We start from the raw sequence: 20,769 nt of genomic DNA, 5'->3' as shown, positions 1-20,769 counted from the left end.
GGCTGCCGCGGGACCCGAAGGTACGATCGATGACATCCGGGCCAGTCTCGCACAGCACCCGAACGGGACTTCCGGCCCCCGCCGCGCATCCGCGGCCGCCACCGCACGAGGAGAGGGCTGAATGGCGCGCAAGCAGGCACCCGCCGCCGAGCCGGTCGAGGAGCGCATCGAGGACATCGACCTCGAGACCGAGATGCAGGGCTCGTACCTCGAGTACGCGTATTCCGTCATCTACTCCCGCGCCCTTCCCGACGCGCGCGACGGGCTCAAGCCGGTGCAGCGCCGCATCCTCTACCAGATGGCCGAGATGGGCCTGCGCCCCGACCGCGGCCACGTCAAGAGCGCGCGCGTCGTCGGCGAGGTGATGGGAAAGCTCCACCCCCACGGCGACACCGCGATCTACGACGCGCTCGTGCGCCTGGCACAGGACTTCGCGATGCGCGTGCCGCTCGTCGACGGGCACGGCAACTTCGGATCGCTCGACGACGGCCCCGCCGCCGCGCGTTACACCGAGGCGCGCCTGGCCTCCCCGGCCCTCGCCCTCACCGCGGACCTCGACGAGGACGTCGTCGACTTCGTCCCCAACTACGACGGCCAGTTCCAGCAGCCCGACGTGCTGCCGGCCGCCTATCCGAACCTGCTCGTCAACGGCGCGAGCGGCATCGCGGTCGGCATGGCGACCAACATGGCGCCGCACAACCTGATCGAGGTCGTGAACGCCGCCATCCACCTGCTCGAGAACCCCGAGGCGACGACGGCCGAGCTCATGGAGTTCGTGCCGGGCCCCGACTTCCCCTCCGGCGGCGTCGTCATGGGCCTGGACGGCGTCAGGGACGCGTACGAGACCGGCCGCGGCGCCATCAAGGTGCGCGCCAAGGCGTCGATCGAGCCGATCGGGCCCCGCCGCACCGGCATCGTCATCACCGAGCTGCCGTACATGGTCGGCCCCGAGCGCGTCATCGAGAAGATGAAGGACGCGGTGCAGTCGAAGAAGCTGCAGGGCGTCGCCGATGTGCAGGACCTCACGGATCGGCACCACGGGCTGCGCCTCGTCATCAGCGTCAAGACCGGCTTCGACCCCGCTGCCGTGCTCGAGCTGCTCTACCGGCTCACCCCGCTCGAGGACTCGTTCAACTTCAACAACGTCGCCCTCGTCGGCGGGCAACCGCGCACCCTCGGCCTGAAGGAGCTGCTGCGCGTCTACATCGACCACCGCCTCCAGGTGGTCACGCGGCGCAGCCGCTTCCGCCTCGCCCGCCGCCAGGAGCGCCTGCACCTCGTGCGGGGACTGCTCGTCGCGATCCTCGACATCGACGAGGTCATCCAGGTGATCCGCTCGTCCGACACCTCGGAGCAGGCCAGGACCCGGCTGTGCCAGGTGTTCGACCTCGACGAGGTGCAGGCCGAGTACATCCTCGAGCTGCGCCTGCGCCGGCTCACGAAGTTCTCGCGCATCGAGCTGGAGCAGGAGCGCGACGCGCTGCTGGCCGAGATCGCCCAGCTCGAGGAGCTGCTGGGATCGGACGTGCTGCTGCGCCGCAAGGTGGCCGAGGAGCTCGAGGCCACGGCCGAGAAGCTCGGCACCCCGCGCCGCACGCTGCTCATGAACGCCAAGCCCGCCGCGCCGCGCTCGTCGAAGGCGGCGCCCGATCTGCAGATCGCCGACGGGCCGACGCTCGTGGCGCTGTCCACGACGGGCCGCGCGGTGCGACTGGATCTGGCCGACGGGCAGCAGCTCACGGCACCGGCCCGTCGCAGCAAGCACGATGCGGTCCTCGCGACCGCGGCGGGCACGATCCGCGGCGAGCTCGGCGCCCTCACCTCGCGCGGTCGCGTCATGCGCTTCTCCCCCATCGACATCCCCTCCGTGCCGACCAATTCGATCCAGCTGGGCGGCGGCGTGAAGCTGCGCGACTACATCGGCCTCGTCGACAAGTCGGAGCAGATCGTGTCGATCCTCGCGCTCGACTCCGACACGCCGGTGGCGCTCGGCACCGCGCAGGGCGTCGTGAAGCGCATCGTGCCGTCGGCACTTGCGCCCAAGCCCGAGGTCGAGGTGATCGGGCTGAAGCCGGGCGACGCGGTCGTGGGTGCCGGCGTCGCGCCGGACGAGGCCGAGCTCGTGTTCGTGACCCAGGACGCGCAGCTGCTGCGCTTCGCCGCCTCGAGCGTGCGCCCGCAGGGCGCGGCGGCCGGAGGCATGGCCGGCATCAAGCTGGGCGCCGGGTCGAGCGTCGTGTTCTTCGGCGCCGTCACGGGCGACGACTCGGTGGTCGTGACGGTGTCGGGATCCGATGCGATCCTCGCGGGCACGGATCCGGGGCGCGCGAAGATCACCGACTTCTCGGAGTTCCCGGCGAAGGGCCGCGCCACGGGCGGCGTGCGCGCCCACGCGTTCCTGAAGGGCGAGGACCGGCTCACGCTCGCGTGGGTCGGCCCCGATCCGGCGCTCGCGGTCGACGCGCAGGGCTCGGCGCGCAAGCTGCCAGAGACCCTCGCCCGTCGCGACGCCTCGGGTCAGCCGCTCGAGGCCGTGGTCGCGTCGATCGGCCGCACGGTCGTCTGACGCGGCGCGGATCGCCGCCCCGGGCTCAGTGGCGGCGGAACTCCGGTCGCGCGGTTCCCGGCTTCAGGTGCGAGCACAGGGCGCCCTTGGCGACGTCGAGCGTCGGGTAGGCGCCGACCGGCTCGTCCTGTCCCGCCATCGTCACCACGAAGCCCTCGTCGTCGCGCCGGATCGTGCCGACCGCGCCGGCCTGCCCGTAGGCCACCCACAGCGACCGGGTCTGCGTCATGGACATCCGCTCCCCCTTCCGTCCGCGCGGTCCTCGTCGACCGCGCACGCCCGAGGGTACGCCGCCGCGCGGCGCCGATCCACCCCTGCGGCGACGCGAGCCAGGACGAGCAACTCAGGTTGACAGCGGGCCCGTGAGCAACGTGCGTTGACAGCATGGAATCCCGACAGATCGCCGATGTCGCGGCCGACACGAGCGACCCCCGCGCCGGCCTGCGCGCCGTCGCCTCGCTGCGCGCCCTGGCCGATGCGCTGGAGCTGCGTCAGGTGGAGGCGGCGCTGCGCGCCGGCCTGCGCTGGCAGGACGTGGCCGACGCGCTGGGCGTGACGCGCCAGGCGGTGCACAAGAAGTACGCGCGCCGCATCGATCCGACCATCGACGTGCCCAGGAGGACCGCATGACCCGCCTCACCTTCCCCGAGACCGACGGCTACCGCTGGTCCGATCGGGCCATGGCCGTCATCGACCGCGCCTCCCGCGCCCGCGGGGCGGCGACGCGAGCGCGGTGCTGCGCGAGCTCCTGCGCGAGCCGAGCGGCATGATCGCGGCCGTGCTGCGGCGACTGGGCACGACGGCGGACCAGGTCGCGGCACGCCTGGACGAGGCCGACCGGCTCCCGACCGCCCGCCCGGCCGCGCGCGACCGCCTCGCGGCGACCGTAGCCGCCTTCGTGCCCGCCTCGCCCCAGGAGGTCCGGCGGCTGCTGACGGATCCGGCGCGGCTGCCCGAGTGGGACGCCGCGATCGCCCGCGCCGACGGCGCGGAGGGCGCGGCCGCGGCGCCGGGCGCGCGGTGGACGGCGTGGTCGCCGACCGAGCACCCCGACGGACGTCCGATCCGGCGCCGGCACGAGACCGCGCGCGTCGTCGCGGAGTTCCTGGGCGGGCGCGATGCGGAGAGCGTCGCGTGGCGCTTCACCTTCCCCGACCTGCCTCGCGCGAACGCGCGCCGCATCGAGATCGCCGTGGAGGCGGCCGCCTCGGGCTCGCAGCTGAGCGTCACGGCGGGCTGGGAGCGCAACCCGGCAGCGCGGCGCGTGCCGCTGCTGCCGGTGCTCCTGCGCCCCCTCACGCGCCTGTTCGTGTGGCAGCAGGCGCAGAACACGGCCGCGGGGATCAGCCGCGCCCTGCGGCACTGATCCCCACACCGGTCTTCATCTCGACTCCGCGCCCTGCGGGCGCTCCGCTCGATGTTGACCCGCGGCGCATCAACGCCGCTGCGCGGCATTGACCCGCCGCGCGTCAAGCGTCGATGGCCTCGCGGTCCAGGCGGTCGGCGGAGTCGACGATGAACTCGCGCCGCGGGGCGACCTCGTTGCCCATGAGCATCTCGAAGACGCGGCCGGCGGCCTCGGCGTCCTCCAGCCGCACGCGACGCAGCAGGCGCCCGTCCTTCTGCATCGTCGTCTCAGCCAGCTGATCCGCGTCCATCTCGCCCAGGCCCTTGTAGCGCTGGATCGGCTCCTGCCACCGTTTGCCGGCCTTGCGGAGCTTGGCGAGCAGGGCGTGCAGCTCGCGCTCGCTGTAGGTGTAGATCGTCTCGTTCGGCTTGGAGCCGGGGTTGATCACGATCACCCGGTGCAGCGGCGGCACGGCGGCGAACACCCGGCCGTGCTCGATGAGCGGGCGCATGTAGCGGTAGAAGAGCGTGAGCAGCAGGGTGCGGATGTGCGCGCCGTCGACGTCGGCGTCGCTCATCATGATCACCTTGCCGTAGCGGGCGGCCTCGATGTCGAACGACCGTCCCGATCCCGCGCCGACGACCTGGATGATCGAGGCGCACTCGGCGTTCGAGAGCATGTCGCTGATCGAGGCCTTCTGCACGTTGAGGATCTTGCCGCGGATGGGCAGCAGCGCCTGGTACTCGCTGTCGCGGGCCTTGCGCGCGGTGCCGAGCGCCGAGTCGCCCTCGACGATGAACAGCTCGCTGCGCTCCGTCTCCTTGGTGCGGCAGTCCACGAGCTTGGTCGGCAGGGTCGACGACTCCAGCGCGTTCTTGCGGCGCTGCGTCTCCTTGTGCGTGCGTGCCGAGATGCGCGCCTTCATCTCCGCGACGACCTTGTCGAGCAGCATCGACACCTGGCTCTTGTCGTCGCGCTTGGTGGAGGCGAAGCGCTGCTTGAGCGACTCGCGCACGACCTTCGCCACGATCTGGCGCGCGGCGGGCGTGCCGAGCACCTCCTTGGTCTGGCCCTCGAACTGCGGCTCGGGCAGCTCGACCGTGAGCACGGCCGTGAGGCCGGCGAGCACGTCGTCCTTCTCGAGCTTGTCGTTTCCCACCTTCAGGCGGCGCGCGTTCTTCTCCACCTCGGCGCGCAGCTGCTTGAGCATCTCCTGCTCGAAGCCCTGCTGGTGCGTGCCGCCCTTGGGCGTGGCGATGATGTTGACGAACGAGCGGATCGTCGTGTCGTAGCCCGTGCCCCAGCGCAGCGCGATGTCGACGCGGCACTCGCGCTCCACCTCGGTGGATCGCATGGATCCGTCGGCCTGCAGCATCGGCACGGTCTCGGTGAAGGTGCCGGCGCCCTCCAGGCGCCACGTGTCGGTCACGGGGGCGTCGGTCGCGAGGTAGTCGACGAACTCGGCGATGCCGCCGTCGTACCGGAGCGACGTGTCGACGGGCTCGTCGCCGCGCTCATCGCGGATCGCGATCTCGAGGCCCGGCACGAGGAACGCCGTCTGGCGGGCGCGGGTCATGAGGTCGTCGAGCTGGAACGCCGCGTCCTTCGTGAAGATCTGGCGGTCGGCCCAGTAGCGCACGCGCGTGCCGGTCACGCCCTTGGCGACCTTGCCCACGACCTTCAGCTCGCTCGACTGCTCGAACGGGCGGAACGGGGCGTCGGGGCGCTTCTCGCCCTTGTCGGCGAACACGCCGGGTTCGCCGCGGTGGAACGACATCGCGTAGGTCTTGCCGCCGCGGTCCACCTCGACGTCGAGGCGCTCGCTCAGCGCGTTGACCACCGAGGCGCCGACGCCGTGCAGTCCGCCCGAGGCCGCGTACGAGCCGCCGCCGAACTTCCCGCCCGCGTGGAGCTTGGTGTACACGACCTCGACGCCGCTCAGGCCCGTGCGGGGCTCGACGTCGACCGGCACGCCGCGCCCGCGGTCGCGCACCTCGACGCTGCCGTCCGCGTGCAGGATCACGTCGATCCGGTCGCCGTTGCCGGCGACGGCCTCGTCGACGGAGTTGTCGATGATCTCCCACAGGCAGTGCATGAGGCCCGGGGAGCCGTTCGAGCCGATGTACATTCCGGGGCGCTTCCGGACGGCCTCCAGCCCTTCGAGGACCTGCAGATGGTGGGCGGAGTACTCGGCTGTCACAATCTTCGATGCTATCCGCGCCGCGCCCTCTGGCCTCGCAGACACTCCCCGCGTCACGCGCTCGTCACGCACGATCCGCGCGCCCGTACGCGCTGAGCGAAACATGCCGACGAACGGGCAGGATCCCCAGGGTCGCGTGGTTATATGTGAGGCATCGGAACATCGGTGCAGGCACGAAACGAGGAGGCAGACCAATGACAACCGCAACCGCTGAAGCTCCTGTCCTCCACCGCCTCACGGCGGCCGACCGCTGCGACTCGTGCGGCGCCCAGGCGTACATCGCCGCCGAGGTCAACGGCAGCGAGCTGCTGTTCTGCGCGCACCACGGCCGCAAGTACGAGGAGAAGCTGCGCGCCGTCGCCACCAGCTGGCACGACGAGACCGAGCGACTTCAGGCCTGAGACCAGGCAGACGAGGCGCCCATCCGGATCATCCGGATGGGCGCCTTCTCGTCTCAGTCCTCGTAGACGCGGGGCACGAGGGGCGAGATGCGCAGCAGCAGCTCCTCCCCCACGGTGTCGATCGCCTCGGCAAGGTCGGTCGCGCTCGGCACGCCGTCGGCGGGCGCGCCGAAGATCCGCACCTCGTCGCCGACGGCCGCGCCGTCCCAGCCCTCGATCTCGATGCTCGCGGGCCCGACCGTCAGGAGCGCGCGCGGGCCGGCGGGCGTCGCGACACGCACGCGGCCGGCCAGCGTCGACAGCAGCCCATCCGTCGCGCCGACGCCCGCCGTGACCCGATCGTCGGTCACGCTCGTCACGCGGGCGACGAGCGTCGCGACGGGCTCGATGCCCTCGAGCTCGGGCCCGTCGGCCGAGCGCACGCCGTAGCAGAACGCGCCGACGCGGACGAGGTCGTAGCGGAACTCGGGGCGGTGCCAGGCGGCGGCGCTGGCGGCGAGGTGGCGCACCTCGGGCGCGAGCCCCGCCTCCCTCGCCTGCGCGACGGCGCGCTCGAACGCGGCGCGGGAGGCGTCGTCCTCCGCGTCGCTGGCCTCCGCGATGTGGGTCCACACGCCCGCGACGCGGATGAGCCCCTCGGCCTCCATGCGCGCCGCGAGGGCGACGGCCTCGGGCCAGGCCTCGGGGCGGATGCCGTTGCGGTGCAGCCCCGTGTCGATCTTGAGGTGAACCGCGGCGGGGGCGCCTCGCCCGCCGGCGAGGGCCGCGACCCGCTGCAGGTAGTCGGTGTCGCCCACGCCCAGCTCGAGGCCGGCCTCCAGCGCCCGCGCGGCATCGACGTCGGTCGCGGTCGCCCACGCGAAGACGCGCGCGGCCGGCCGCAGCCGCTTGGCGCGCAGCGCGCTCGGGATGTCGATGGCGCCGAACCACGACGCGCCCTCGTCCACCGCGGCCGGCACGACGGCATCGACGCCCAGCCCGTAGGCGTCGTCCTTCACGACCACCATCAGCTCCGCCGGCGCCATCCGCTCGCGCACCGCGCGGATGTTGCGCCGCAGGCGGCCGAGGTCCACGCGCAGCTCGACCGCCGTGCGCGGCGCGCCCGCGCCCGGCGCCACCCCCGCCGCGAGCTCGTCCTCGGTCAGGCCCGTGGCCCGCGCCCACGCGGCCAGCGCTCCCGAGTGATCCGGGCCGAGGAAGACCGCCTCGTCGCCCGCCTCGACCTCGGCGTCGCCGATCTCGACGACGCACACGTCCATCGCCACGCGCCCGACGATCGGCAGCTCGCGGCCGCGGATCATCACGGTCGCGTGGCCGCCGAGCGCGCGCACGACGCCCTGGGCGTAGCCGCCCGTCACGAGCGCGACGCGCGTGTCGCGGGTCGCGCGGAAGCGGTAGCCGTACGAGACGCCCTCGCCCGCGAGCAGCGGCTTCGTCTGCAGCACGCGCCCGCTCAGCCGCACACCGGCATCGGCGTGCGCGCCGGCACCCGATCCGGATCGCGACATGCGGGTCCTCTCAGCGACGCCGGGCGGCCGGCATGACCGCCTCGTGACGCGGGCGCGTGCCCTGCCGGATGCCGGTGGCCGACACGCGGTTCTCGTACAGCCCGGGCACCCAGTTGCCCTCGATGAGCACGGGTCCCTCGGGCCCCACGGCGACGTCCCATCCGACGTAGTGGACGCCGGGGACCACGCGTGCGGCCTCGTCGACGAGCGCGACGACCTGGTCCCACAGCGGCACCTGGAAGTCGACGATCGAGGCGCCCGAGTCGGGGTGCACCTCGTAGCGGCTCAGCTTCTTGCCCGTGTAGCCCGGGCCGCGCGAGCGGCCGTTCTCGTCGAGCATCGTGAAGAAGCCGCCCCAGCTGAACTGGTCGCTCACGGAGCCGCGGCCGAACTTCTGCACCGCGACGAGCACGTGCACGTCGGTGCCGTCGAAGTACGTCGCGACGCGGGTGGTGTTCACGGTGTCGGCGCAGTACCCGGCCAGGTACGGGTGCTGCACGATCGGCTGCTCGATGAGCACCTGCCCCGCCTCGGTCAGGCGCCGGTGGAACGCGTCCCAGTCGTCTGTGCCCGCGGTGTCGTAGCGGAACACGCCGTGGCCCTCGCGGCTCACCGGCACCTTGGCGATGATCACGGGGTGCCGCGAGGCGAACTCGCGCAGCCCGTCGGCGCCGACCTCGCCCAGGTCGATCCACTCGCGCCCGAGGAACTTCGCGAAGCGCTTGTTGAACGCGATCTTGTTCTCGAGCTCGCGGGAGGCCTCGCGGTCGTTCAGCGCCACGGCCAGGTGGTGCTGCAGCACCGAGGTCATGAACGTCTTGCGCTCGGCCTTCGTCAGCAGCGCGAAGTCGGCCTCGTAGTAGTCGATGAACGCCGTGTCGTGGAACGCGGCCCACCACACCATGTCGACGAACACGGCCGGCATCCACTTGCCCTGCTCTTCGGCGATCTGTCGCGCGAACGTCGCCACGCGCGCCGGGCTGAAGGCCTTGATGCGCCGCGCGAAGTAGGAGGCACGTGCCTTCAGGGCGATGTCGATGGGCAAGCGGACGACCTTCCTTCGATGGTTCTCGCGGCCCCGCGAGCGGCTCGGGCGGCCGACGCGAGCAAGGGCCAACTATACCGAGGAGGTGCTCCGAAGATCCCCGAGAGCCCCGTGTTACCGTGACATCCATGAGTCAGACGGGCCTGCGGATCGGCTACCTCCTGAACCGGGCCCGCCGCCTCAAGCCGGGCAATCTGATCGAGTTCGCCCGGCAGTCGCAGAAGGTCTCGCGCGCCCCGCTGCCGGTCATCATCGCCGACATGCTGTGGTGCGCCGCGCGCTACGAGATGGGCTTCCGCGACTACGCCGTGTGGGACATCCGCACGCTCAATGCGCGCGAGCGCGCGACGTGGATGACGCACCCGAAGGGCTTCCGCCTCAACCGCACGCTCAACGGCATGCAGGCCCGCGCGCTGCTCGAGGACAAGCCGCGCTTCTACCGCGACTTCGCCGACCTCATCCGCCGGGACTGGCTCGATCTGCGCACCGCGACGCCGGACGAGGTGGCCGCGTTCCTCGACCGCCACGCGCGCGTGCTGGCGAAGCCGGCCGACGGCTTCGGCGGCGCGGGCATCACGGCGCACGACACGGCCGGAATCGCCGACGCGGGCGCCTGGCGCGACGAGCTCGTCGGGCGCGGCCAGACGCTCGTCGAGGAGTTCCTGCGCCAGGACGAGCGCATGGCCGCGCTGTACCCCGAGAGCGTCAACACCGTGCGGCTCATCACCTACCGCGACCCGCAGGACACGCTCCACGTCATCGCCTCGGTGCTGCGGATCGGCAACGGCTCGGTGATCGACAACTTCGCCGGCGGCGGCATGTTCACGATGCTCGACGACGACGGCGTGGCGCTGTACCCCGCCGTCGACAAGAACAGCAACGTCTTCGAGCGCCACCCCGTGACGGGCACCGAGATCCGCGGCTTCGCCGTGCCGCAGTACGACGAGGTGCTCCGGATGATCGACGACGCCGCCCGTCGCCTGCCGACCGTGCCCTACGTCGGCTGGGACATCGCGATCACGCCGGAGGGGCCCGCGATCATCGAGGCCAACCACAATTCGAGCGTGTTCCAGATGAAGCCCTCGGTCTCTGGCGTGCGCACGGGCCTGCTGCACCGCTATCGCGACGCGATCGGGGCCGACATCGTCGACTCCCGCCGCGCCCGCTCCGACGCGAATGGCTAGCCTCGGCCGCGCCAGCGCCCTGATCGCCGTCGGGACGCTCGTCTCGCGCGTCACCGGGCTGCTGCGCGCCATGGTGCTCGTGACGGCGATCGGCGCGATCGGCGAGGCCTCCGACGCGTTCACGATCGCCAACCAGCTGCCCAACTACGTCTTCCAGGTGATCTCCGCGGGCGTGCTCACGGCGGTGATCGTGCCGCAGGTGGTGCAGTGGAGCGGTCACGAGGACGGCGGTCGCGCGCAGCTGTCGAAGCTGTTCACGCTGGCGGCGGTGCTGCTGTTCGCCGTCACGGCGCTCTCGCTCGTCGCCGCGCCGCTGCTCGTGCAGGTGTTCGGCGCGCAGTGGTCGGCCGATCAGCACGCCCTGGCCACCGCCTTCTCCTACTGGTGCCTGCCGCAGGTGTTCTTCTACGGCATGTTCGCGCTGATCGGCGAGACGCTCAACGCGCGCGGTGTCTTCGGCCCGTACGCATGGGCGCCCATCGCGAACAACATCGTCTCCATCGCCGGGTTCCTCCTGTTCATCCAGATGTTCGGCGCGCGCCGCAACGACGTGGCCGACTGGGACCCGGCGATGATCGCCGTCCTCGCCGGCGTCGCCACGCTCGGCATCGTCGTGCAGACGGTCGTCCTCGTCGCGTTCTGGCGCCGCACCCGCCTGCACCTGCGGCCCGACTTCCGGTGGCGCGGCATGGGGCTCGGGCGGCTCGGCCACCTGGCCAGCTGGACGTTCCTCATGCTGCTCGTGGGTCTCGGCGTCTCGACGGTGCAGCAGATGGTGATCTCCGGCGCCTCGGGCCAGCACGCGTCGGCGACCATCTGGTACAACGGCTGGCTGCTGTACATGCTCCCGTACTCGCTCGTGATCATGTCGATCGGGACGCCGTACTTCACGCGCCTCAGCGGGCATGCCGCCGCCGGTCAGGACGATCTCGTGCGCGACGACATCCGCCGCAGCACCCGCGTGCTCAGCCTCTTCGCCGTGGTGTCGGCGGCGGTCGTGATGGCGGCCTCGATCCCGGCGGTCCGGATCGTGGCGGACACGCGCGCCGACGCGGTGGCGGGCGCGCCCGTGCTCATCGCCTTCATCCTCGCCCTCGTGCCGCTCGCGGTGCAGTTCATCGTGCAGCGCACGTTCTACGCGTACGGCGACACCCGCACGCCCTTCTTCTTCACGCTCGCCCAGGCCGGCGTCGCGGTCCTGCTGACGCTCGCCGCCCAGTGGCTGCTGCCGGCCGAGCTGCTCGCGGCGGGCGTGGCGCTCGCGCAGGCGGTGTCGAGCATGGTGCAGGTCGTCCTCGCCAGCTGGCTGCTCCACCGCCGCCTCGGCACGATCGGCATGTCCGAGACCATCTGGGCCATCGTGCGGTTCAGCCTCGCGGCCGTGCCTGCCGCCGCCGCCGGAGTGGGCGTCTTCCTGCTCAGCGGCGGCACGTCCGGTTGGATGCTGGCCGGCATGCTGCAGGGCGTCCTCGGCACGTGCACGATCGGGGCCGTCGTCGGCGGCGTGTACCTCGCCATCCTCGCGCTGTTCCGCACGCCGGAGCTGACACCCGCGTTCGACATGGTGCGCAGGCTCGTCCGCCGCTAGCAGCAGGGCGCTCACCCGCCGCACGCGAAACCGGCCGGCCCCCGAGGGAGCCGGCCGGTTTCGTCGAAGATCACGCCGTGCGGATGATGCCCAGCGGCGTCGACTGGTGCCCCTGGCCGAGCGGGTTGTCCTTGAGGATCCGCACGAGCAGCCTCTCGCCCTCGCGGCCCAGGGTGGAGCCGAGGATGTTGCCGCCCAGGTCGTTGATGTCGACCACGGCGACGTGCGCATCGGCCTTCAGCAGCGTGCGCACGTGCGCGGCGACCTCGCGCGGACGCTCGGGCCCGAGCACGACGGCCGTGTTGTACGGCGGGATCGTGCCGGGCGTGGGCCCGTCGATCGCGCGCGCCTTGTCGCCGGCGATGCGGTAGAAGTCACCGCTGCGCCCGAACAGCTTCGTCACGGCCGACACGGCCGCGGCGAAGAGGATGCGGGGCGTGCCGACCTCGCGCAGCGCGAACTCCATCGTCTCGGGGATGCCGAGGCCGATGCCGTACGCGGTCTTGGTGACGTACTTCGACAGGAACCGCGCGAGCGGGCGCGCCTGGATCTCGCTCATCTGGTACGAGCGGCCCTGCATGATCGCGACGATCTTCTCCGTCACAAAGAGGATGTCGCCGTCCCGCACGTGATCCGCGGCGTAGCTCGCGATGACCTCGTCGAGCTCGTCGCCGGGCATGATGACCCGGGTCTTGAGCGGGATGCGCTGATACGTCGTGCCGTCGACGACGACCTCGAGGGCCTTGCCCTCGTTCGCCGCCGTGCTCACTCGAGGTAGTCCCGCAGCGACTGCGAGCGGCTCGGGTGACGCAGCTTGGCCATGGTCTTCGACTCGATCTGGCGGATCCGCTCGCGCGTGACGCCGAACGTGTCACCGATCTGGTCGAGGGTCTTCGGCTGACCGTCGCCCAGGCCGAAGCGCATGCGGATCACGCCGGCCTCGCGCTCCGAGAGCGAGTCGAGCAGGCTCTCGAGCTGACGCTGCAGCATCGTGAAGCCGACCGCGTCGGCCGGCACGACCGCCTCGGTGTCCTCGATGAGGTCGCCGAACTCGCTGTCGCCGTCCTCGCCGAGCGGGGTGTGCAGCGAGATCGGCTCGCGGCCGTACTTCTGCACCTCGACGACCTTCTCGGGCGTCATGTCGAGTTCCTTCGACAGCTCCTCGGGCGTGGGCTCGCGGCCCAGGTCCTGCAGCATCTGGCGCTGCACGCGGGCGAGCTTGTTGATGACCTCGACCATGTGCACCGGGATGCGGATCGTGCGCGCCTGGTCGGCCATGGCGCGGGTGATCGCCTGGCGGATCCACCACGTCGCGTACGTCGAGAACTTGAAGCCCTTGGTGTAGTCGAACTTCTCGACCGCGCGGATGAGACCGAGGTTGCCCTCCTGGATCAGGTCGAGGAACTGCATGCCGCGGCCCGTGTAGCGCTTGGCGAGCGAGACGACCAGACGCAGGTTCGCCCCGAGCAGGTGGCTCTTGGCGCGCTGGCCGTCGCGGGCCACCCACTGCAGGTCGAGGCCGAGCTGGCTCGACTTCTCGGCCGCCGACATCTTCGACAGCTTCTCCTCGGCGAACAGGCCCGCCTCGATGCGCATGGCGAGGTCGACCTCCTCCGCCGCGTTCAGCAGCGGGACCTTGCCGATCTGCTTGAGGTAGTCCTTGACGGGGTCGGCGGTGGCGCCGGTGATCTGCGTGGAGTAGACCGGCACCTCCTCCTCGTCGGCCTGGGAGATGACGATCGCGCCCGTCGGCAGCGGCTCGGTGGTCGGCTTCGGGGCGGCGTCGTCCTCGGCGTCGTCGGCCTCGCCCTCGGCGACGACCGGAACCGCGGCGGTGTCGGGGGCGGCGACGTCGACGACGTCCTCCTCGGTCGCGACGTCGTCGACGTCCTCGGGCTCGTCCTTCTGCGCGGTCTTCTTGGCGGCGGTCTTCTTCGCCGGTGCCTTCGCCGCGGTGGTCTTCTTGGCGGCGCGCTTGGCGGGCGCCTTCTTCGGAGCGGCCTCGGCGGCGTCGGTCGTCTCGTCGGCGACGACCTCCTCGCTCGCCTTCGCCGTGGTCTTGGCCGCGCTCTTGCGCGGAGTCTTCGTGGCAGTGGTCACGTCTCGCCTTTCACCGACGGCGCTGTGCGCGACGCCCCCGGATGTTCTCGGGCACTAGTAGGACCCTTGTCAAGTGGCGTCAGGCGCCTCTCGACATCGGGTCCGTCTTGACATTATAACCCGCGCGCCCTAGAGAACATTCCCCGCTCGTCAGGAGGAGGCGCCCTTGTCGTCCTCGGCCGGACGCGAGGCGAGGTAGCGCTCCAGCTCGGCGGCCAGCTCGTCGGCGCTCGGCAGCGCCGCCTCGTCGAACGTGCCCGTGCCCGACGGCGCCGCGCCGCTCGCGAGCCGGGCGGCGTAGGCGTCGTAGCGCTCCTCGAGCCCGCGCACCATCCGCTCGAGCTCCTCGTTCGAGGTGATCTGCTCCTCGACGCGCTCCACGTAGTCGCGGTCCTCCTCGCGGAGGTCGTCGAGCGCGAACACCAGCCCCGTCGCCGACATGAGCTTCTCGAGCGCGGCCGCGGTGGCGCCCGGGTAGTCGGTGTCGGCGAGGTAGTGCGGCACGAGCAGCACGAAGCCGGTGACCGTCGCGCCGGCCTGGCTCAGCCGGATCTCGAGCAGGTGGCCCACGGTGGCGGGCACCTGCGTGTGCGGGCGCCAGATGGAGTGCGCCTCGACGAGGTCGCCGCGCGTGCCGCTCACCGTCGCGCCGAGGGTGCGCGTGTGCGGCACCGGCATCGCGATCGCGTGCACCCACGTGACCGACGACACGTCGTACTCCTCGCCGAGGTCGAGCACGGCCTCCGCGAAGGCGTCCCAGCCGAAGTCCGGCTCGTACCCGGCCAGCACGAGGAACGGCTGGCCGAGCGCGTCGCGCACGAGCGAGAGCTCCAGCCGCTGCGGCCGGTAATCCGTGAGGTGGTCCTGATCGAACGTGACGATCGGCCGCCGGGCGCGGTAGTCCAGCAGCGCGTCGTTCGAGAACGACACGAGCGGCCGCGGATCGAGCTCCTCGCGCACGTATTCGATGACGCCCGAGACGGTGCCTCCCGCGTCGGTGAAGCCCGTCATGAGCACGACCAGCGGCAGCCCGGCGGGCACCACCGGGGCATTGGCGACTCGCTCGTACAGGGGACCGAAGGGGGGCATGCGTCCATGCTACGAGGCGCGCGCGACGCCGTCGCCGCCCCGGCCCGCGCGGGAGCCGCCTTACGCCAGAGGCGAAAACCGCGACCCCCGGGGGCGACGGCCGTGGCGCACGCGGCGTACCTAGGATGGATCGCATGGCCCACCCCGAGCTCTCGCTGACGCACGCCCCCTTCCCCTCCGATGACGCCGACGCGCTGATCCTCGCGATCCCGGCGCTCGAGGAGGCCGAGCTCGGCGCCTACCCCGGCCTCGCGGACGCGCTGGAGGCCGTCGGATTCACGGGCGCGGCGCGCAGCTGGGCGCGCGCCTACGTGCCCGAGGTCGCGGCCAAGCCGCTCGCCGTCGTGGGCCTCGGCTCCTCCCCCGACCTCGAGACGATCCGGCAGGCCGTGGGCGCGGGCGCCCGCCAGCTCACCGGCTTCGACACTGTGGCCGTGGCGGTGCTGTCGGACGTCGAGGACGCGTGGCGCGCGGCCGCCGAGGGCGCGGCGCTGGGCGCCTACCGCTTCGACACCTACAAGACCGGCGACGCCGAGAAGGCGGCCGAGAAGCGCCGCGCGAAGCGGATCGTCGTGCACGCCCCCGAGGGCGCGAGCGACGGCGACCTCGCGTCGGTGCGCGCCGGTGCCGACGCCGTGGCGCTCGTGAAGGACCTCGTCTCGACGCCCGCGGAGTGGCAGAGCCCCGCACAGCTGGCGGAGTCGGCCGTGGCCGCCGTCGAGGGCCTGGCCGTGGACGTCACGGTGTACGACGAGGCGGCGCTCGAGGAGGGCGGCTTCGGCGGCATCCTCGGCGTCGGCAAGGGATCGGACCGCCCGCCGCGCCTCGTGCGCCTGGAGTGGGCGCCGGAGGGCGCGCAGCGCCACGTCGCGCTCGTGGGCAAGGGCATCACGTTCGACACGGGCGGCCTCTCGCTCAAGCCCGCCGCATCGATGGTGGGCATGAACGAGGACATGACCGGCGCCGCCGAGGTGCTGGCCGCCGTCCGCGCCGCCGCGCAGCTCGAGCTGCCCGTGCGGGTGACGGGATGGATGTGCCTCGCCGACAACATGCCGTCGGGGCGCGCGATCCGCCCCGGCGACGTGCTGCGCATGCTCGACGGCCAGACGGTCGAGGTCACGAACACCGACGCCGAGGGGCGCCTCGTGCTGGCGGACGGCCTCGTCGCCGCGAGCCGTGAGCAGCCCGATGTCATCGTCGACGTCGCCACCCTGACCGGTGCCATCGTCATCGGGCTGGGCACGCGCTACACGGGCGTGATGGGCGATCAGGAGGCCGTCGACGCCTTCCTGCGCGCCTCCGACCGCACGGGCGAGCCGGTCTGGGCACTGCCGCTGCCGGAGTACCTCAACGAGCACCTCGACTCGCGCATCGCCGACATGCAGAACGCGAACGTCGGCAACCGCGAGGCGGGTTCGCTCTTCGCCGGCCTGTTCCTGCAGCGCTTCGTGGGCCGCACCGGTGAGGGCGACGACGCGCCGCGCATCCCCTGGGTGCACCTCGACATCGCCGGCTCGGCCATGTCGGCCGGCAGCGCCTACGGCTACACCGACAAGGGGCCGACGGGCGCCACCGTGCGCACGCTCATCGACTTCGTCGCGGCGGGCGGCGAGCTGCGGTGACCGCCGTGACCGCTCGGACGGAGACCGCATGACAGAGCACGCCTTCGACATCGTCGTGCTGGGCGGCGGCAGCGGCGGCTACGCCGCGGCGCTGCGGGCGGCCGAGCTGGGCAAGACCGTGGCGCTCGTGGAGCGCGACCGCCTCGGCGGCACGTGCCTGCACCGCGGCTGCATCCCGACCAAGGCCCTGCTGCACGCCGCCGAGATCGCCGATACCGTGCGCTCGGCCTCGGCGTCCGGCGTGTCCGCGAGCCTCGACGGGGTCGACGGCGCGGCGATGCTCGCGCACCGCCGCGCGATCGTCGAGAAGAAGACGAAGGGCCTCGAGGGGCTCATCGCGCGGCGCGGCATCACCGTGGTCTCGGGATCGGGCACCCTCACCGCCGACCGCGCGGTCGCCGTGGGCGACGACCTGTACCGCGGCACGGACATCGTGCTCGCGACCGGCTCGCACAGCCGCTCGGTCCCCGGGATCGAGCCGGGCGAGCGCATCCTCACGAGCGAGGGCGCCCTCGCGCTCGACCGCGTGCCGGAGCGGGCCGTCGTGCTGGGCGGCGGCGTGATCGGCGTCGAGTTCGCCAGCGCCTGGCGCTCGCTGGGCGCCGAGGTCACGATCGTCGAGGGCCTGGACCGCCTCGTCCCGAACGAGGACGCCGCGCTCAGCACCGCGCTCGGGCGCGCCTTCCGCCGCCGCGGCATCGCGTCGCGCCTCGCCGCGCGCGTGGCCTCGGCCGTCGAGTCGGCGTCCGGCGTCACCGTCACCCTGGAGGGCGGCGAGACGCTGGAGGGCGACGTGCTGCTCGTGGCCGTGGGTCGTGGGCCGTCGACGTCGGGCCTCGGTCTCGAGGAGGCAGGCGTGGCGCTCGATCGCGGCTTCGTCGCCGTCGACGCGCAGCTGCGCACCAGCGTGCCCGGTCTGTGGGCGGTGGGCGACATCACCCCGGGCCTGCAGCTGGCTCACCGCGGGTTCCAGCAGGGCATCTTCGTCGCCGAGCGGATCGCGGGCCTCGAGCCGGCGCCGATCGACGAGAACCACATCCCCCGGGTCACGTACTCGAGCCCCGAGCTCGCCTCCGTCGGCCTCACGCAGGCGGCGGCCGAGGAGCGGTACGGCGCCGAGGGCGTCGCGGTGGCCGAGTTCGACCTGGCGGGCAACGCGCGCAGCGAGATCCTCGGCACGCGCGGGCTCGTGAAGGTCGTGCGTCGCGTCGACGGCCCCGTCGTCGGCGTGCACCTCGCGGGCGATCGCGTGGGCGAGCTCATCACCGAGGGGCAGCTGGCCGTCGCGTGGGACGCGCATCCGGAGGACATCGCGCCCCTCATCCACGCGCATCCCACGCAGAGCGAGGCCCTCGGCGAGGCGTTCCTCGCCCTCGCGGGAAAGCCGCTCCACACACTCTGAACGTCCCCGATCCGCCCCGCGCCCGCGTGCGCGTGCCGCACCTGCGGGACGGATCACTAAGCTAGGCATGTCATCGACATTTACGAAGGAGACTTCGACATGAGCACTTCCGTAGTCCTCCCCGCGCTCGGCGAGAGCGTCACCGAGGGCACCATCACCCGCTGGCTGAAGCAGGTGGGCGATACCGTGCAGGCGGATGAGGCCCTGCTCGAGGTCTCGACCGACAAGGTCGACACGGAGATCCCGTCGCCCGTGAGCGGCGTGATCGAGGAGATCCTCTTCCAGGAGGACGACACCGTCGAGGTGGGCGCTGTCCTGGCCAAGATCGGCGACGGCAGCGGAGCGTCCGCCGCGCCCGAGGCCCCCGCCCAGGCCGCTCCGGCCGCCGAGGCCGCTCCCGCCCCCGCGGTCGAGGCGTCCACGACGCCCGCCGCGGACTCCCCCGCCGCCGAGGCCGCTCCGGCTCCGGCCGCATCGGGCGACGCGACCGACATCGTGCTGCCCGAGCTGGGCGAGTCGGTGACCGAGGGCACCGTCACCCGCTGGCTCAAGCAGGTCGGCGACACCATCGAGGTCGACGAGCCGCTGCTCGAGATCTCCACCGACAAGGTCGACACCGAGGTCCCCTCGCCCGTCGCCGGCACGATCACCGAGATCCTCGCCGCCGAGGACGAGACCGTCGAGGTCGGCGCCGTCCTGGCCCGCGTCGGCTCCGGCGCCGCCGCCCCGGCCGAGAAGCCCGCCGAGGCACCCGCCGCGCCCGCGCAGGCCGAGCAGGCTGAGGCCCCGGCCGAGCAGCCCGCCCCCGCGGCACCTGCCCAGGCCCCGGCCGAGGCGCCCGCCGCGCCGAGCCAGCCGGCGCAGCCGCAGCAGGCCGCTCCCGCCGCGGCGGAGCAGCCGAAGGCGGCCGAGCCGGCCTCCCCGAAGCTCACGCTGCCGACCGACGACGAGAAGGTCTACGTGACCCCGCTCGTGCGCCGGCTCGCCGCCCAGCAGGGCGTCGACCTCGCCACGGTGAAGGGCACGGGCGTGGGAGGCCGCATCCGCAAGGAGGACGTCCTCAAGGCCGCCGAGTCGGCGAAGGCGGCCCCGGCCGCCGCCGCGACCCCGGCGGCTCCCGCCGCGGCCCCCGCCGAGAAGCTCGAGGACTCGCCGCTGCGCGGCACCACGCAGCCGATGTCGCGCCTGCGCAAGGTGCTCGCCAAGCGCGCCGTCGAGTCGATGACGTCGACCGCTCAGCTCACGACGGTCGTCGAGGTCGACGTGACGAAGCTCTCGGCGTTCCGCGACCAGGTGAAGGGCGACTTCCAGGCGAAGACGGGCGACAAGCTGTCGTTCCTGCCGTTCTTCGCCCTCGCCGCGGCCGAGGCGCTGCGCGCGTACCCGATCATCAACTCGACGCTCGACGGCGAGAACATCGTGTACCCGCCGTCCGAGAACCTCTCGATCGCCGTCGACACCGAGCGCGGCCTGCTCACGCCGGTCGTCCGCGACGCGAGCACGAAGAACCTCGCCCAGCTGGCGCACGAGATCGCCGACCTGGCCGCGCGCACGCGCGACAACAAGCTGAAGCCCGACGAGCTCGCCGGCGGCACGTTCACGCTGACCAACACCGGTTCGCGCGGCGCGCTGTTCGACACGCCCGTCGTGTTCCTGCCCCAGTCGGCGATCCTCGGCACGGGCATCGTCTTCAAGCGCCCCGGCGTGGTGAAGACCGACGGCGGCGTCGAGGCGATCGGCATCCGCTCGTACGTCTACCTCGCGCTCTCGTACGACCACCGCACGATCGACGGCGCCGACGCGGCGCGCTACCTGTCGGCCGTGAAGGCGCGTCTCGAGGCGGCGGACTTCGCGGGCGACCTCGGCATCTGATCCGAGCGCTCCCCGAGGGGGACGGGTGACCACGCGTCATCCGTCCCCCTCGGTCGTTCCGGGCGCGGATGCGCCGTCGTGCACGTCGCGCACGATCCAGCGCTCGTCGGTCGATGCCCGCTCGATCACGAGGGACTGAGGCGCGGCGGAGCCCTCCGGCGACTCGACCCGCAGCACCGCCAGATCGCCGAAGTCGTCGAGCAGCACGACGCGGCGCTCGTCGGCCGGCAGCGATGCCGCCGCCCCGTCCGCCAGCTCGAGCGGAGCGGAGCCGGGCGCGCGGACCGCGGCGCACGCGTCGTCCTCGGCGGCGCGGCAGACCGCGAGACCGTCGAGGAGCCGCTCGGCCGCGGCGACCGGATCCTCCGCGCCCGGCGCCGTTCCGCCCGCGCCGCCCGGAGCCTCCTCCTCGGGCCCGGATGGAGGCTCGAGAGGGTCGTCGTCCTCGCCCGTCTCGGGTACGGCGCCCGTCGCGGCGGCGGGCGACGCGGGCGCTCCGGCGTCCTCGTCCGCGCGCGACCCGCCCTCCCGCGCGGCGGTCTGCGCTCCGGGCTCGGCGGCCGCGGGCGTCTCGTCGCTCGGCCACAGGAGCCCGCCGACGACGACCGCCGCCGCGGCGACGGCGCCGAGCACGAACGGCGCTCCCCGGCGATCGCGCAGGGCCCTGAGGCGCCGACGGGCCTCGGCCAGGCCGTCCGACACGCCCTCCGCCACCCGCCCGGCCAGGGCCGCGTCGATCGCCTCCCTCAGGTCGAGGCGCGCGGTGGCACCCCCGGAGCCGCGCGTGCCCGGCGTCGCGCGCCGCCGCGCCCCGCGCGCCGCGCGCAGCTCGCGCCGCGTCCGG

16 protein-coding genes and 1 pseudogene are annotated in these 20,769 nt (G+C 72.7%); 9 read left to right on the top strand and 8 right to left on the bottom strand.

Going from position 1 to position 20,769, the window contains the following annotated elements; translation table 11 throughout:
• Positions 1 to 121: 121 nt before the first annotated feature.
• The gene (locus ACODR5_RS04415) at positions 122 to 2,566 is read left to right on the top strand and encodes a DNA gyrase/topoisomerase IV subunit A (protein WP_449854154.1); all 2,445 of its coding nucleotides are present in this window, start codon (positions 122 to 124) and stop codon (positions 2,564 to 2,566) included.
• 25 nt (positions 2,567 to 2,591) lie between these two features.
• Here the strand turns inward: ACODR5_RS04415 and ACODR5_RS04410 are convergent, their stop codons facing one another.
• The gene (locus ACODR5_RS04410; RefSeq protein ID WP_449854153.1) at positions 2,592 to 2,801 is read right to left on the bottom strand and encodes a methyltransferase; all 210 of its coding nucleotides are present in this window, start codon (positions 2,799 to 2,801) and stop codon (positions 2,592 to 2,594) included.
• A 149-nt stretch (positions 2,802 to 2,950) separates the two neighbouring features.
• Between ACODR5_RS04410 and ACODR5_RS04405 the strand changes: the two genes are divergently transcribed.
• Positions 2,951 to 3,196: a hypothetical protein gene (locus ACODR5_RS04405; RefSeq protein WP_488982858.1), complete on the top strand. Its 246-nt coding sequence runs from the start codon at positions 2,951 to 2,953 to the stop codon at positions 3,194 to 3,196.
• 103 nt (positions 3,197 to 3,299) lie between these two features.
• Complete coding sequence (locus ACODR5_RS04400; protein WP_488982857.1) at positions 3,300 to 3,932, top strand: SRPBCC family protein; 633 nt, start codon at positions 3,300 to 3,302, stop codon at positions 3,930 to 3,932.
• A 103-nt stretch (positions 3,933 to 4,035) separates the two neighbouring features.
• Here ACODR5_RS04400 and ACODR5_RS04395 read toward each other — a convergent pair whose 3' ends face one another.
• Positions 4,036 to 6,114: a DNA gyrase/topoisomerase IV subunit B gene (locus ACODR5_RS04395; protein ID WP_488982856.1), complete on the bottom strand. Its 2,079-nt coding sequence runs from the start codon at positions 6,112 to 6,114 to the stop codon at positions 4,036 to 4,038.
• 194 nt (positions 6,115 to 6,308) lie between these two features.
• Between ACODR5_RS04395 and ACODR5_RS04390 the strand changes: the two genes are divergently transcribed.
• A complete protein-coding gene (locus ACODR5_RS04390; RefSeq protein ID WP_449854149.1) occupies positions 6,309 to 6,515 on the top strand; it encodes a DUF7455 domain-containing protein in 207 nt (68 codons plus the stop codon).
• A 53-nt stretch (positions 6,516 to 6,568) separates the two neighbouring features.
• On the opposite strand, the gene ACODR5_RS04385 is transcribed toward ACODR5_RS04390, so the two are convergent.
• Positions 6,569 to 8,023, bottom strand: coding sequence for an alanine racemase (locus ACODR5_RS04385; RefSeq protein ID WP_488982855.1), 1,455 nt, complete (start codon positions 8,021 to 8,023; stop codon positions 6,569 to 6,571).
• A 10-nt stretch (positions 8,024 to 8,033) separates the two neighbouring features.
• Entirely contained in the window at positions 8,034 to 9,068 is a 1,035-nt protein-coding gene (locus ACODR5_RS04380; RefSeq protein WP_449854147.1) for a sugar-transfer associated ATP-grasp domain-containing protein, read from the bottom strand.
• 128 nt (positions 9,069 to 9,196) lie between these two features.
• Here ACODR5_RS04380 and ACODR5_RS04375 point away from each other — a divergent pair, with 128 nt between their 5' ends.
• A complete protein-coding gene (locus ACODR5_RS04375; protein ID WP_488982854.1) occupies positions 9,197 to 10,252 on the top strand; it encodes a sugar-transfer associated ATP-grasp domain-containing protein in 1,056 nt (351 codons plus the stop codon).
• The gene (murJ, locus tag ACODR5_RS04370; RefSeq protein ID WP_488982853.1) at positions 10,245 to 11,840 is read left to right on the top strand and encodes a murein biosynthesis integral membrane protein MurJ; all 1,596 of its coding nucleotides are present in this window, start codon (positions 10,245 to 10,247) and stop codon (positions 11,838 to 11,840) included. The genes ACODR5_RS04375 and murJ overlap by 8 nt, the downstream gene beginning before the upstream one ends.
• Positions 11,841 to 11,910: 70 nt before the next feature.
• Here murJ and ACODR5_RS04365 read toward each other — a convergent pair whose 3' ends face one another.
• The 3 genes from ACODR5_RS04365 to ACODR5_RS04355 all read right to left on the bottom strand — a co-directional run bounded on the left by ACODR5_RS04365 (position 11,911) and on the right by ACODR5_RS04355 (position 15,029).
• Complete coding sequence (locus ACODR5_RS04365) at positions 11,911 to 12,609, bottom strand: coenzyme F420-0:L-glutamate ligase (RefSeq protein ID WP_488982852.1); 699 nt, start codon at positions 12,607 to 12,609, stop codon at positions 11,911 to 11,913.
• Positions 12,606 to 13,940, bottom strand: coding sequence for an RNA polymerase sigma factor (locus ACODR5_RS04360; protein ID WP_449854143.1), 1,335 nt, complete (start codon positions 13,938 to 13,940; stop codon positions 12,606 to 12,608). The genes ACODR5_RS04365 and ACODR5_RS04360 overlap by 4 nt, the downstream gene beginning before the upstream one ends.
• A 150-nt stretch (positions 13,941 to 14,090) precedes the next feature.
• The gene (locus tag ACODR5_RS04355) at positions 14,091 to 15,029 is read right to left on the bottom strand and encodes a PAC2 family protein (RefSeq protein WP_460818225.1); all 939 of its coding nucleotides are present in this window, start codon (positions 15,027 to 15,029) and stop codon (positions 14,091 to 14,093) included.
• A gap of 134 nt (positions 15,030 to 15,163) precedes the next feature.
• Here ACODR5_RS04355 and ACODR5_RS04350 point away from each other — a divergent pair, with 134 nt between their 5' ends.
• The 3 genes from ACODR5_RS04350 (at position 15,164) to sucB (ending at position 19,925) form a co-directional block, all read left to right on the top strand.
• Entirely contained in the window at positions 15,164 to 16,651 is a 1,488-nt protein-coding gene (locus ACODR5_RS04350; RefSeq protein WP_488982851.1) for a leucyl aminopeptidase, read from the top strand.
• Between the two features lie 28 nt (positions 16,652 to 16,679).
• The gene (gene lpdA, locus ACODR5_RS04345; protein WP_460818228.1) at positions 16,680 to 18,053 is read left to right on the top strand and encodes a dihydrolipoyl dehydrogenase; all 1,374 of its coding nucleotides are present in this window, start codon (positions 16,680 to 16,682) and stop codon (positions 18,051 to 18,053) included.
• Positions 18,054 to 18,152: 99 nt separating this feature from the next.
• Positions 18,153 to 19,925, top strand: coding sequence for a 2-oxoglutarate dehydrogenase, E2 component, dihydrolipoamide succinyltransferase (gene sucB / locus ACODR5_RS04340; protein ID WP_488982850.1), 1,773 nt, complete (start codon positions 18,153 to 18,155; stop codon positions 19,923 to 19,925).
• 36 nt (positions 19,926 to 19,961) lie between these two features.
• On the opposite strand, the pseudogene ACODR5_RS04335 reads toward sucB, so the two are convergent.
• Positions 19,962 to 20,769 (bottom strand): annotated as a pseudogene (locus ACODR5_RS04335) (hypothetical protein); the annotation flags it as partial.

It is taken from the genome of Microbacterium sp. FG3, from assembly GCF_057809335.1.
Note: the sequence above shows the minus strand (reverse complement) of the source record. Positions and strands in the feature narration are given on the sequence as shown.